Origin of the sequence: Massilia agri (assembly GCF_024753255.1) — a bacterium.
Classification (GTDB): Bacteria; Pseudomonadota; Gammaproteobacteria; order Burkholderiales; family Burkholderiaceae_D; genus Telluria; species Telluria agri.
The window spans coordinates 1-12690 of sequence record NZ_JANUHA010000019.1; the positions used below are offsets into that span (position 1 = coordinate 1).

Here is a 12690-nt window from a genome sequence, read left to right on the forward strand (position 1 = left end):
AGCATTGGGTTGGTCTCACACGCACGCCGTAAAGACGCCAAGAAACATCAGTCGCGGCGTGCGACTCCCCTCGAATGGTCGAAATGCCATGTCGCGCTGGCTCAAGCGGAGTGGTCTTGATAGAGTAGCCAGGCTGCAACAAACCGGGCGGCGGGATCCGGCCGCCGATCCAATTCAATAGCAGAGGGGGAATCAGCTTGAAGAAGTTAACTGCCAGTCTCGTCGCCGTTGCACTCCTGACGTCCAGCGTCGCGCCCGTCGCCATTGCCCAGGACTTTGCCAAATTCAGCCCGGAAGCCCAGGACCGGGCGCTCGGGCAGATCGCCACCTCCAGGCAATCCGTGATGGTGCGCATGCGCGATGGCGTGTCCCTGTCGACCGACATCTACATGCCGAAGAACGCTGCCGGCCGCCTCCCCGTCATCCTCTGGAAAACCCCGTACAACGAGGGCAAGCTGAAAGGCTCGACCATGCGCTACGCGCTCGAGTCGGTCAAGCGCGGCTACGTCTTCATCGTCCAGAACGAACGCGGCCGATATTTCTCGGAAGGCAAATGGGAAATCCTCGGCAATCCGCAGACCGACGGCTACGACACCCTGAGCTGGATCGCCGCGCAATCCTGGTCGAACGGCAAGGTCGGCACCCTGGGCTGCTCTTCCTCGGCCGAATGGCAGCTCGCCCTGGCCGGCCTGAACCACCCGGCCCACGCCGCCATGGTGCCGATGGCTGCCGGCGCCGGCATCGGCAAGGTCGGCCGCTTCCAGGAGCAGGGCAACTGGTACACGGGCGGCGTGCCGCGCAACCTCTTCTTCGTCTGGCTCTACGGCGTCAACAATCCCCTGCGCGCCCAGCTGCCGGCGATCGCCGACGAGAAGATGCGCGCACGCATCGAAGCCTACAACGACCTCGACCCGGGCAAGCCCAAGGTCGACTGGAACAAGCAGATCAAGCACCTGCCCGTCGACCAGCTGCTGAGCTCGCTCGGCGAACCGGCGGGCACCTTCGAAGAGCTGATCAAGCGCAGCCCGGCGGACCCGGCCTGGACCAAGGGCGGCCTCTACCACGAAGGCATGGGCTGGGGCGTGCCGGCGCTGTGGTTCAACAGCTGGTACGACGTCTCGATCGGCCCGAACCTGGAGCTCTTCAACCACGCGCGCGCCGCCGGCACCGACAAGGAGGCCAGCGCCAATCAGTACGCCGTGGTCGCCCCGATCCCGCACTGCCAGTTCGCCCGCCTGGGCCCGAACACGACGGTCGGCGAACGCGCGATGGGCGACACCAGCTTCGACGTCGACGGCGCCGTCTATGGCTGGTTCGACCGCTGGCTCAAGGGCGACACCAAGGCCTTCCCGTCCACCACGCCGCACGTGCGCTACTTCGAAATGGGCGCGAACAAGTGGCGAAGCGCCGGCACCTGGCCGCCGCAGAACGCCAAGCCGATGCGCCTCTACCTGCGCTCTGCTGGCCGCGCCAATTCCCTGTACGGCGACGGTCGCCTCACCAGCGAGGCACCAGGCGCGAACGAAGCGGCCGACCGCTACCGCTACGATCCGATGAACCCGGTGCAGACCGTCGGCGGCGGCGACTGCTGCAACGGCGGCATCGTGATCCCGGGTGCTTTCGACCAGCGCGGCGTCGAGGCGCGCAACGACGTGCTGGTCTACACCAGCGACCCGCTGCCGAAGCCCGTCAGCGTGGCCGGCTTCGTGGACGCCGTGCTGAAGGTCTCCTCGAATGCCAGGGACACCGACTTCGCCGTGAAGCTGGTCGACGTGGCGCCCGACGGCACCGCCTGGATCATCGGCGACACCATCTTCCGCGCCCGCTACCGCAATGGCTACGACAAGCCGGAAACGCTCAAGGCCGGCGAAGTGGTGACGATCCGCCCGACCCCGATCGCCACCGCGATCCAGTTCGGCGCCGGCCACCGCATCCGGGTCGAGGTCACCTCGTCGAACTTCCCGAAATTCGTCCGCAACCTGAACACCGGCGGCCAGAACGAGAGCGAGAAGACGGGCGTGGTGGCGGACAACGCCCTGCACCACGACAGCGCCAACCAGAGCTATATCGAGCTGCCGGTCGTTCCCTGACCCGCATCAGCCGGCCGCGCGCACCGGGCCGCCCTCTCGCGCCGCCTGGTCCTCCAGGTGGCGCACGATCTCCCAGAACGGCATGGGCCGGCCGAACAGCCAGCCCTGCCCGTACTGCACGCCCTGCCGGCGCAGGTAATCGGCCTGCGCCTGGCTTTCCACCCCTTCCGCGATCATGCGCAGGCCCAGGTCCCTGGCCATGCCGATGATGTGTCCCACCACCTGGCTGGTCGGCGCGCCGGTGCCGATCGCCTCGATGAAGCTGCGGTCGATCTTCAGGTAGTCGAGTTCCAGCGACTCCAGGTAGGACAGGCTCGAGTAGCCGGTGCCGAAGTCGTCGATCGCCAGCAGGAAGCCGTGGCGGCGCAGCAGGCCGGTGGTCTCGCGCGCCACCACGGGGTCGAGCAGGCCGCGCTCCGTCACTTCGAGCATCAGGTTCGACTCGCGCGCGCCCATCTGCCTGAGCGCGTGCTGCAGGCTGTCGAGGAAGCCGCCGGCGTGGAAGTCCGCCGGCGCCACGTTGATCCCGACATGGAAGTCGGGATGGGCGCGCAGGAAGGCCGCCGTATCGGTGCACACGCGCTCCAGCACCAGCTGGGTCAGCTTCACGATCAGCCCGTTCTGCTCGGCGAGCGGAATGAAGAGGTCCGGCAGGATGACCTCCCCTTCCGGGCGGCGCCAGCGGACCAGGGCTTCGACGCCGGTCCAGCGCCCGCTGCGCAGGTCCACGATGGGCTGGTACTCGAGGATGAATTCCTTGCGCCGCAGCGCCGCCTTGAGCGCGACGGGCAGCGACATCTGCAGGCGCGCCAGGGAGACGATCGCGAAGGTGAGCGCGATGCCGGCCACCAGGCCGACCGGCACCAGGCGCGCGGCCACGTCCCTGGAGCGTCCCTCTAGGTAATGCATCGGCACCGCGGCGATCCCCGCCACCTGGTAGGCGCGCGAGCGCACCACCGCGATCACGCGGCCGTTTTCCTCGAACACCGCCTCGCGCGCGCCGCCGAGCCGGGCCGCCCAGCGCGGATCGATGCGGCCGCGTACGCTCACCGGCCGGTCGAATTCCAGGGGCATGACCGCCAGGGCCACGTCCGGCTCGCTCTTGGCGGTGTCGATCGGCAGCTGCGCATGCAGGATGGCGGCGAAACTGCCGTATTGGAGGACGATGAAGGACTTGTGCGGCGCAAAATGGAAGCCCACCCCGGTCCGGACGATGGCGCCGATCGCGCTGCGGTAGGTGGGCGGCCCCAGGTCCAGGGCGCCATTGGCGCCGCCGATCGACGAGCACAGCATGCGGTTGCCCTCGACGTGGCCGACCGCCTGGATATAGGTCGAGCCCAGGTCGATCTCGCGCATCAGGTCGATCGCGGCCGGCGTGCATGGCGCGTCGCGGAAGGGCGCGAGCCGCTCGAAGCCCTCGAATACCTGCCTGCCGGTTTCGTCCGCCCGCAGCACCACGTCGCGTGCATAGCCGAGGGCGTGGGCGCTCTCGGCCTTGTAGGCCTGGCGTTCCGACTCCTCGATGGCGAACCAGATCGGCAGGCCGATCCCGGCCATGGCCACCAGCACGGTCAGTGCGACGGTAAGGGTTTTTTTCATGGCTCCCTGCGGATCGGCATGAACGCCTGGCCGCGTGCATCCCATACTAGCGAGGCGGCGGACGCCCCGCAAATGGGGCGCATTCCGCGCGGAAACACAACCATGCCATGAGGGACCTTCGAAGGGGTCTATGCTGCATAGCAATATGAAAATACTTGCGCAATCCCTTCGTGCGGCGCGTCCTTGGTCTCATAATACTTGCCGCAATTCACCTTACAAAGGGGTAGCGTTTATGAGTCAGAGTAAGCCTCTGTCGCTGCATGTACCGGAGCCTACCGGCCGCCCGGGATGCAAGACCGATTTTTCGTATCTGCAAGTGAGTCCCGCCGGTTCCGTCCGGCGTCCGCCCGTCGACGTGGCGCCGCTCGAGACGAGCGACATCGCGTCCAGCCTGATCCGTGTCCTGGACGAGAACGGCGATGCCGTCGGCCCCTGGGCGCCGCAGGTGGATCCGGAGCTGCTGCGCTTCGGCCTGCGCACCATGATGAAGACGCGCATTTTTGACGCGCGCATGGTGATCGCCCAGCGCCAGAAGAAGATGTCGTTCTACATGACCTCCCTCGGCGAGGAAGCCATCGGCACCGCCCAGGCCCTGGCCCTGGAAGACGGCGACATGCACTTCCCGACCTACCGCCAGCAGAGCCTCCTGATGGCCAAGCAGATCCCGCTGGTCGAGATGATCTGCCAGCTGCTGTCCAACGAGCGCGATCCGCTCAAGGGCCGCCAGCTGCCTGTCATGTACTCGGTGCGGCGCGCCGGCTTCTTCACGATTTCCGGCAACCTCGCCACCCAGTATCCGCAAGCCGTGGGCTGGGCCATGGCTTCCGCCATCAAGGGCGATACGAAAATCGCCTCGGCCTGGATCGGCGACGGCGCCACCGCCGAATCCGATTTCTCCACCGCCCTCACCTTCGCCCACGTCTACCGCGCGCCGGTGATCATGAACGTGGTAAACAACCAGTGGGCGATCTCGACCTTCCAGGCCATCGCCGGCGGCGAGAGCGTCACCTTCGCCACCCGCGGCATCGGCAGCGGCATCGCTTCGCTGCGCGTGGACGGCAACGACTTCCTGGCGGTCCTGTCCGCCTCGCGCTGGGCCGCGGAACGCGCCCGCTCGAACCTCGGCCCGACCCTGATCGAATGGGTCACCTACCGCGCCGGCCCGCACTCGACTTCGGACGACCCCTCGCGCTACCGCCCGGCCGACGACTTCCAGCACTTCCCGCTGGGCGACCCGGTGGTGCGCCTGCGCCAGCACCTGACGAAAAACGGCTGGTGGTCGGACGAAGAGCACGACAAGGTGCAGCTTGAACTCGAAGCCGAAATCCTCGCGGCCCAGAAAGAGGCCGAATCCTACGGCATCCTGGGCGACGAACGCGCCCCGAGCGCCGCGACGATGTTCGAGGACGTCTATAAAGAGATGCCGGAGCACCTGCGCCGGCAGCGACAGGAACTGGGAGTATGAGCATGGCACGTGACGATCAACCGAAGGACACGGCGACCATGCCGATGACCATGATCCAGGCGCTGCGCTCGGCGATGGACGTGATGATGGAACGCGACGGCAACGTCGTGGTGTTCGGCCAGGACGTGGGCTTCTTCGGCGGCGTGTTCCGCGTCACCGATGGCCTGCAGGCCAAGTACGGCAAGTCGCGCGTGTTCGACGCGCCGATCTCGGAAGGCGGAATCGTCGGCACGGCGGTGGGCATGGCGGCCTACGGCCTGCGGCCCGTGGTCGAGATCCAGTTCGCCGACTATTTCTATCCGGCGACCGACCAGATCGTGTCGGAAGCGGCGCGCCTGCGCTACCGCTCGGCCGGCGAGTTCACCTCCTCGATGGTGATCCGCATGCCCTGCGGCGGCGGCATCTACGGCGGCCAGACCCACAGCCAGAGCCCGGAAGCCTTCTTCACCCACGTCTGCGGCCTGCGCACCGTGATGCCCTCGAATCCGTATGACGCGAAGGGCCTGCTGATCGCCTCGATCGAGAACGACGACCCGGTGATCTTCCTGGAGCCCAAGCGCCTGTACAACGGCCCCTTCGACGGCCACCACGACCGTCCGGTCGTGCCCTGGTCCGGCCATGCGCTGGGCAACGTTCCGACCGGCTACTACAAGGTCGACCTGGACAAGGCGGCCATCGTCCGTCCGGGCAACGACGTCACCGTGCTGGCCTACGGCACCATGGTGTGGGTCTCGGAAGCGGCGGCGCGCGAATCCGGCGTCGACGCCGAGGTCATCGACCTGCGCAGCATCTGGCCCCTGGACCTCGAGACCATCGTCAACTCGGTCAAGAAGACCGGCCGCTGCGTGATCGTGCACGAAGCCACCCGCACCAGCGGCTTCGGCGCCGAGCTCGCGGCGCTCGTGCAGGAACACTGCTTCTACCAGCTGGAGGCGCCGATCGAGCGCGTCACCGGCTGGGACACCCCGTATCCGCATGCGCAGGAATGGGCTTACTTCCCGGGGCCCGACCGCGTCGGCGCGGCCCTGAAACGTGCGATGGAGGGTTGAGAGAATGGGCATTCACGTCATCAAGATGCCGGACCTCGGCGAAGGCATCGCCGAAGTGGAAGTAGTGGCCTGGCACGTGCAGCCGGGCGACACGGTCAAGGAAGACCAGGTACTGGCCGATGTCATGACCGACAAGGCGACCGTCGAGATTCCCTCGCCGGTAGCGGGCGTCATCACCTCGCTGGGCGGGGCGGTCGGCCAGTCGCTGGCCGTGGGCGCGGAACTGATCCGCCTGGAAGTCGAAGGCGCCGGTAATTTCTCGGGCGAGAAAGCGAAGCAGGAGCCGGTCAAGTCGGCGGCGGCCACTGCGCCCGCCGAGGAAGTGGGCGATCCGCAGCTGGAAGCCGTGGCTGCCGCCGAAGTTGGCTCGGCGGCGCAGGCGGCGGTCTCGGCGCCGCCAAAAGCGCCGGCCAAGCCGGCTCCGGTCTCGCGTGCACCCCAGCATACGCCCGCTCCGATGCGCGGCGAAGGCGAGAAGCCCTTGGCCGCGCCGGCCGTGCGCCATCGCGCCTGGGACCTCGGGATCGAGCTGCAGTTCGTGCATGGCTCGGGTCCTGCCGGCCGCATCACCCACGCCGACCTGGACGCGCACGTCTCGGGCCGCCGCGGCGGCGGCCAGGGCGGCGGCGCGGACAAGCGCTACGCCAAGCTCGAGGGCGAACACGCGGCGCCGGTGATCGGCCTGCGCCGCAAGATCGCCGAGAAGATGCAGGAAGCCAAGCGCAACATCCCGCACTTCACCTATGTCGAAGAGATCGACGTCACCGAGCTGGAAGCCCTGCGCGCCCAGCTCAATGCGCGCTACGGCGCCGAGCGCGGCAAGCTGACCTTCCTGCCGCTCCTGATGCGCGCGGTGGTGCTGTCGCTGCGCGCCTACCCGATGATGAACGCGCGCTTCGACGACGACAACAACCTGCTCACCACCTACGACCCGGTCCACCTGGGCATCGCCGCCCAGACCGACGCCGGCCTGATGGTGCCGGTGGTGCGCCATGCCGAGTCGCTCGACCCGTGGGCGGCCGCGCTCGAGGTGGCGCGCCTGGCCGATGCGGCGCGCAGCGGGAAGGCGACGCGCGACGAGCTGACGGGTTCGACCATCACCATCACCAGCCTGGGACCGCTGGGCGGCATCGTTACCACCCCGGTCATCAACCGTCCGGAAGTGGCGATCATCGGCACCAACCGCATCGTCGACCGTCCGGTGATCAGGGACGGCGCCATGGTGGCGCGCAAGATGATGAACCTGTCGTCCTCGTTCGACCATCGGGTCATCGACGGCCAGGTGGCGGCCAAGTTCATCCAGACGATCCGCGGCTACCTCGAAGCCCCGGCGACCATCTTCGTGGAGTAAATGCGCATGGAGACCATCAACACAACCCTGCTCATCATCGGCGGCGGACCGGGCGGCTACGTGGCCGGCATCCGCGCCGGCCAGCTGGGCGTGCCGACCGTGCTGGTCGAAGGCGCCTCGCCCGGCGGCACCTGCCTGAACATCGGCTGCATTCCCTCGAAGGCGCTGATCCACGCGGCCGAGGAATTCTGCAAGGCGCGCAGCTATGCGGCCGAGACCTCGCCGCTCGGCATCAGCAGCGCGGAGCCGCGCATCGACCTCGAGCGCACGGTGGCCTGGAAGGACGGCATCGTCAAGAAGCTGACGGGCGGCGTCGGCGCGCTGCTCAAGAAGAACGGCGTCAAGCTGGTGAACGGCTGGGCCACCATCCTGGACGGCAAGACCGTCGAGGTCAGGCCCGAGGGATCGGAGGAAGCGACCGTGCGCATCCGTTGCGAGCACATGCTGCTGGCCAGCGGGTCGACAAGCGTCGAGCTGCCCTTCATGCCGTTCGGGGAGCGCGTGATTTCCTCGACCGAGGCCCTGTCGCCCGGCGAGATCCCGCAGCGCCTGGTCGTGGTCGGCGCCGGCTACATCGGCCTGGAGCTGGGCACGGCCTATCGCAAGCTGGGCAGCCAGGTGACGGTCGTGGAAGCGGCGGACCGCATCCTGCCGGCGTATGACGCCGACCTCGTGAAGCCGGTGGCGACCGCCCTCGCCCGCCTGGGCGTGGAAGTGCGCCTGGCGACCTCGGTGCAGGGCCTCGACGAGGAAGGCCGCGTGCGGGTGCGCGATGCATCCGGCGTGGAGGCGCTGCTGGAAGCGGACCGCGTGCTGGTGGCCGTGGGCCGCAAGCCGCGTACCACGGGCTGGGGCCTGGAGAACCTGATGCTCGACATGAACGGGCGCGCGGTCAAGGTCGACGACCAGTGCCGCACCTCGATGCGCAATGTCTGGGCCATCGGCGACCTCACGGGCGAACCGATGCTGGCCCACCGCGCGATGGCGCAGGGCGAAATGGTGGCGGAAATCATCTCCGGCAAGCGCCGCCACTTCGCACCGGCCGCCATTCCCGCCGTCTGCTTCACCGATCCCGAGATCGTGGTGGTCGGCATGTCGCCGCTGGACGCCGACAAGGCCGGTATCGAGATCATCACGGCCAGCTTCCCCTTCAGCGCCAACGGCCGCGCCATGACCATCGAAAGTACCGACGGCTTCGTGCGCGTGGTGGCGCGCAAGAGCGACCACCGCATCGTCGGCTGGCAGGCCGTCGGCGGCGCCGTGTCGGAACTGGCGGCCGGCTTCACCCAGTCAATCGAGCTCGGCGCCCAGCTGGAAGACATCGGCGGCACCATCCACGCACACCCGACCCTGGGCGAGGCGGTGCAGGAAGCCGCCCTGCGCGCACTGGGACACGCGCTCCACATCTGAGCCGTCCCTGGACAGCCAAGCCGCCCTCGGGGCGGCTTTTTTTATGGCTGTGTTCGCGTTAATTATGCTCTCGCAGCTGCCTTCACGATGCTTGTCGTACCGCAGAACACAGCCACTGCGCTGGCGTACGCAACGCTTGCGCGTCCAGTAATCGCCGCCATCCCGAATAGTTCACGAGGTAGCGGCTGGCCACACCCTTGAAGCGCACGAGCCAACCCTTGAAGCGGCTGTGCCAGCCATTCACGTTCTGGATGTGGATCGCGCCGCGTGCGCGCCGCCCGGCCCGGACATTGACGGGCTCGTGCGTGATCCCGGCGTCGGCGGCAAACCGGACATAAGCTGCGGCGCCATCGCTGATGAGCAGCCCGTCGTGGGGCAGTACCGGCCGCAGGCAGCTGCGTAGTTGCGGCGCGGTCACGGGACCCCGTCCCGTATGAAAATCCAGCGTCGCACCACTGCGGTCGCGCGCCACCAGCAGGCAATCATGCTCGCGGTTGATGCCGCGCCGACGGGCAAGGCCACCGCGCTTTCTCGGCGGGCGCGTCACGCTGCGCGACCCCTTTTGCGATTCCAGCCGGTAGGTTTCGTCGGCCTCGACGATTGCCGACAGGATAGCCGGGCGGTGGCGCGCGGCGCCAGGCGCGAACCGGTGGCGCCAGCGAAAGCTGGTGGTGCGATGCACGCCGGTGGCAAGCGCCGCGTCGCGCACGGTCCGCGATTCCAGCAAGCACTGGATATAGGGCAGCCAGCACTCGCGCTTGCGCAGCCGGGCCAGTGGCGTGCCGGTCAGGGCATTGAAGGAACGGCGGCAAGCCAGGCAGCGAAAGCGCTGCAGTCCGCTGGCAAAGCCACACCGGTGCAGGCGAGCGCAAGCGCAATGCGGACATGGCCGGCCTGCCGCGGCCGCTTCGATGAGCGCCAGGCACTCGGCCGGGTCGCGGATGCTGTCGACCCACTCGCGCAGGCGGGCCAGATCGGTGCTGGACAGTGGCGCTGCGGACAGGCAGGCGAACAATTCGTCGAAGCTCAGGCTTTGCATCGTCACTCCGGATGAGTTAACGCGACGATGCGTAAGACTTCGACAACACAATTTGGTTCACCTAACGATCGCGAACACAGCCTTTTTTATGGCTGGGTGTATGCATCCATATGCCAGATTGGCTTACACGGCGAAGGTCCTATGCATACATTGTTACATCTCCAAACAATATTTGCACTTTGTTCTCTGGTGCAAAATATGTCCCACATGCAATAATCCGCCCGTGTTCGGGAATCAACCCCAGCACACTAGAGACCAAAGGTAAAACAATGTTCAAGAAAATCGCAGCCGCTGCTGCCCTGCTCATCGCCTCCTCCGCCGCCTTCGCCGCGGACGCCAATACCTTCTACGCCGGTGCAGACCTCGGCAAGACCCGCATCGCCGGTGACAAGGAAACCAGCTACGGCGCCTTCGCCGGCTACAACCTGACCCAGGCCTTCGCCGTCGAAGCCGGCTACCGCCGCCTGGGCGAACGCGACAACTACGGCTTCAAGGCCAGCGGCGACGCCTATACCCTGTCGGGCATCGCCAGCATGCCGGTCGGCGAAAGCTTCAGCGTCTTCGGCCGCCTCGGCGTGAGCGCCGTGGAAGGCAAGCTCCGCAGCGGTGACTTCGAGGACAGCAACACCACGACCCGCGCCGTGATCGGCGCCGGCGTCGGCTATGCCTTCACGCCGAAAATCTCGGGCCGCGTCGAATTCCAGAAGACCGGCAGCGGCATCCGCAACCTGAGCGCTGGCCTGGCCTACCAGTTCTAAGCGCAAGCACTCCAGACACCAAAGGTTAGAATATGTTCAAGAAAACCACAGCCGCTGCTGCCCTGCTCATCGCCTCTTCCGCTGCCTTCGCCGGCCAGCCGAACACCTTCTACGCCGGCGCCGATGCCGGTGTCACCCGCGCCAGCAATGCCTGGGACGGCAGCAAGACCAGCTACGGCGTGTTCGCCGGCTACAACCTGAACGAGACCTTCGCGGTCGAAGCGGGCTACCGCCGCCTGGCCAGGCACAAGGCCTACAACGCCCGCGGCACCGTCGACCAGACCGCCGTCTCCCTGGTCGCGAGCATGCCTATCGGCGAGGGCTTCAGTGTGTTCGGCCGCGCCGGCGTGAGCGTCACCGACGAAAAGGTGCGTTTCACGGGCGGTCGCTACGACAACTCGCCGACCCGCGCCGTGATCGGCGTCGGTGCGGGCTACGCCTTCACCCCGAAGATCTCGGGCCGCGTCGAGTTCCAGAAGACCGGCAGCGACATCCGCAACCTGAGCGCGGGCGTCTCCTACCAGTTCTAAGCTCCTGCAGGGATTCGGCTTTGCTCGACTTTCGCGTTATGTATGACGCATAAAGATGAGCAAAGCCGAATAATGTATGCTCCTGCGAACGTAAGGCCGAATTTGCTAATTTGTTGGCGCTGTGCAATAATCGCGCCCCCGCGACACACCGCGGGCATAACAACATAGAAAAGGCTTTACCATGATCAAGCACATCGCAGCTGCCGCAGCCCTGCTGGCCGCATCCTCCGCATTCGCCGCCCAGCCAGGTACCCTGTACGCAGGCGTCGACGTCGGCACCACCAAGATGGACGACGTCTCGGGCCGCAGCACCAGTGCCGGCGCATTCGTCGGCTACAACTTCCACGAGAACCTCGCCATCGAAGCCGGCTACCGCCGCATGGGCGAGTTCGACCTGTACGCCTACGGCCTGTACAGCGAAGTGGAATTCAAGGCAGCCTCGCTGTCCCTGGTCGGCACCCTGCCGCTGGGCGGCGGCTTCAGCCTGCTGGGCCGCGTCGGCTACAACCGCCTGGAAGCCGAAGCGAAGGTCCGCGGCTACGGCAGCGGCAAGGCCCACGATTCGGGCACCGTGGCCGGCATCGGCGTCGCCTACGCCATCTCCCCGAAGATCTCGACCCGCGTCGAACTGCAGCGTCCGGGCAGCGACGTGACCAACCTGAGCGTCGGCGTCTCCTACCAGTTCTGATTCCTTCGAGGCAGATGTGAAAAAGCCCGGCTCGCACCGGGCTTTTTTCATTTGCGTGAAGCCAGCACCGTCCCCAGCTTGAGCGCCGTGTCGACCACGGACGCGATCTCCGGCTGGTAGCCATCCTCGATCCAGCGCAGCGCGATGTGGATGACGCCGCCCACCACGCCGGCCTGCAGCAGTTCGTCATCGGCGGCGCCGGGAGGCGCGACGATGCGGGCGACTTCCTTGCCGATGGCGCGCAGCGCGGTGTCGAAGGCCTGGTCCACCGCGCGGCTGACGCCCCGGATCTCGACCAGGAACACGCGCGCCGACTGCGGTTCGCGCTGCAGGGCCGCGAAGTAGGCATGCAGCATGGCGCGCGAGCGGGCGGTGCGCGCCCGCCCGGCTTCCTTCGCCGCCTGGGTGATCGCGCCCAGCACCGACCAGGTCACCGCATTGAAGGAGTCGATCAGGAGGGCTTCGCTGTTGGCGAAGGATTCGTAGAAGTAGCGCTCGGTGAGGCCTGCCGCCTCGCACACGGCTTTCACGGTCGCCTGGTGGTAGCCGCGTTCGCCGTAGACGGCGATGGCGGCGGCGATCAGGCGCGCGCGGCGTTCGGCGCGCCGCTCGTCCTGGGACAGTCCCCGGTAGGACCGGGTCGGGGGGAGCTCGGCTTTCATGCCGACATTCTACACAGAAACTTGCCGCGAGAATTCTGACAATGTACAG

11 protein-coding genes are annotated in these 12690 nt (G+C 67.0%); 8 read left to right on the forward strand and 3 right to left on the reverse strand.

Features of this window, described 5'->3' with window-relative positions:
* The first annotated feature begins 197 nt into the window (after window positions 1-197).
* Complete coding sequence (locus NX780_RS21025; protein ID WP_258829835.1) at window positions 198-2090, forward strand: CocE/NonD family hydrolase; 1893 nt, start codon at window positions 198-200, stop codon at window positions 2088-2090.
* Window positions 2091-2096: 6 nt separating this feature from the next.
* Here NX780_RS21025 and NX780_RS21030 read toward each other — a convergent pair whose 3' ends face one another.
* Window positions 2097-3689 (reverse strand): EAL domain-containing protein, encoded by a 1593-nt coding sequence (locus NX780_RS21030; protein ID WP_258829836.1) that lies wholly within the window; start codon window positions 3687-3689, stop codon window positions 2097-2099.
* A 232-nt stretch (window positions 3690-3921) separates the two neighbouring features.
* Between NX780_RS21030 and NX780_RS21035 the strand changes: the two genes are divergently transcribed.
* From NX780_RS21035 to lpdA, 4 genes are read left to right on the forward strand one after another with little or no spacing between them, the layout of a single operon-like run.
* Window positions 3922-5154 carry a 3-methyl-2-oxobutanoate dehydrogenase (2-methylpropanoyl-transferring) subunit alpha gene (locus NX780_RS21035; protein WP_258829837.1) on the forward strand — a complete coding sequence of 411 codons (1233 nt, stop codon included), beginning with the start codon at window positions 3922-3924 and terminating at the stop codon, window positions 5152-5154.
* 38 nt (window positions 5155-5192) lie between these two features.
* The gene (locus NX780_RS21040; protein WP_231060417.1) at window positions 5193-6203 is read left to right on the forward strand and encodes an alpha-ketoacid dehydrogenase subunit beta; all 1011 of its coding nucleotides are present in this window, start codon (window positions 5193-5195) and stop codon (window positions 6201-6203) included.
* Between the two features lie 4 nt (window positions 6204-6207).
* Window positions 6208-7554 (forward strand): dihydrolipoamide acetyltransferase family protein, encoded by a 1347-nt coding sequence (locus NX780_RS21045; RefSeq protein ID WP_258829838.1) that lies wholly within the window; start codon window positions 6208-6210, stop codon window positions 7552-7554.
* Window positions 7555-7560: 6 nt separating this feature from the next.
* Window positions 7561-8964 carry a dihydrolipoyl dehydrogenase gene (lpdA, locus tag NX780_RS21050; RefSeq protein ID WP_258829839.1) on the forward strand — a complete coding sequence of 468 codons (1404 nt, stop codon included), beginning with the start codon at window positions 7561-7563 and terminating at the stop codon, window positions 8962-8964.
* Between the two features lie 82 nt (window positions 8965-9046).
* Here the strand turns inward: lpdA and NX780_RS21055 are convergent, their stop codons facing one another.
* Window positions 9047-10003 carry an IS1595 family transposase gene (locus NX780_RS21055; RefSeq protein WP_258829840.1) on the reverse strand — a complete coding sequence of 319 codons (957 nt, stop codon included), beginning with the start codon at window positions 10001-10003 and terminating at the stop codon, window positions 9047-9049.
* Between the two features lie 269 nt (window positions 10004-10272).
* On the opposite strand from NX780_RS21055, the gene NX780_RS21060 reads away from it, so the two are divergent.
* From NX780_RS21060 to NX780_RS21070, 3 genes are all read left to right on the forward strand, one after another.
* A complete protein-coding gene (locus NX780_RS21060; RefSeq protein WP_258829841.1) occupies window positions 10273-10761 on the forward strand; it encodes an outer membrane beta-barrel protein in 489 nt (162 codons plus the stop codon).
* A gap of 32 nt (window positions 10762-10793) precedes the next feature.
* On the forward strand, window positions 10794-11291 hold the full coding sequence (locus NX780_RS21065; RefSeq protein ID WP_258829842.1) for an outer membrane beta-barrel protein: 498 nt from the start codon (window positions 10794-10796) through the stop codon (window positions 11289-11291).
* Between the two features lie 181 nt (window positions 11292-11472).
* Entirely contained in the window at window positions 11473-11979 is a 507-nt protein-coding gene (locus tag NX780_RS21070; protein WP_258829843.1) for an outer membrane beta-barrel protein, read from the forward strand.
* Between the two features lie 47 nt (window positions 11980-12026).
* On the opposite strand, the gene NX780_RS21075 is transcribed toward NX780_RS21070, so the two are convergent.
* Window positions 12027-12641, reverse strand: coding sequence for a TetR/AcrR family transcriptional regulator (locus tag NX780_RS21075; protein WP_258829844.1), 615 nt, complete (start codon window positions 12639-12641; stop codon window positions 12027-12029).
* Between the last annotated feature and the right edge of the window lie 49 nt (window positions 12642-12690).

Excerpts from the sequence above, each read along its gene's own strand:
- NX780_RS21040 (WP_231060417.1), top strand. The coding sequence starts at position 5,193 with ATGCCGATGACCATGATCCAGGCGCTGCGCTCGGCGATGGACGTGATG.
- NX780_RS21055 (WP_258829840.1), bottom strand. The coding sequence starts at position 10,003 with ATGCAAAGCCTGAGCTTCGACGAATTGTTCGCCTGCCTGTCCGCAGCG.
- lpdA (WP_258829839.1), top strand. The coding sequence starts at position 7,561 with ATGGAGACCATCAACACAACCCTGCTCATCATCGGCGGCGGACCGGGC.
- NX780_RS21045 (WP_258829838.1), top strand. The coding sequence starts at position 6,208 with ATGGGCATTCACGTCATCAAGATGCCGGACCTCGGCGAAGGCATCGCC.
- NX780_RS21065 (WP_258829842.1), top strand. The coding sequence starts at position 10,794 with ATGTTCAAGAAAACCACAGCCGCTGCTGCCCTGCTCATCGCCTCTTCC.
- NX780_RS21035 (WP_258829837.1), top strand. The coding sequence starts at position 3,922 with ATGAGTCAGAGTAAGCCTCTGTCGCTGCATGTACCGGAGCCTACCGGC.
- NX780_RS21060 (WP_258829841.1), top strand. The coding sequence starts at position 10,273 with ATGTTCAAGAAAATCGCAGCCGCTGCTGCCCTGCTCATCGCCTCCTCC.
- NX780_RS21075 (WP_258829844.1), bottom strand. The coding sequence starts at position 12,641 with ATGAAAGCCGAGCTCCCCCCGACCCGGTCCTACCGGGGACTGTCCCAG.
- NX780_RS21030 (WP_258829836.1), bottom strand. The coding sequence starts at position 3,689 with ATGAAAAAAACCCTTACCGTCGCACTGACCGTGCTGGTGGCCATGGCC.
- NX780_RS21070 (WP_258829843.1), top strand. The coding sequence starts at position 11,473 with ATGATCAAGCACATCGCAGCTGCCGCAGCCCTGCTGGCCGCATCCTCC.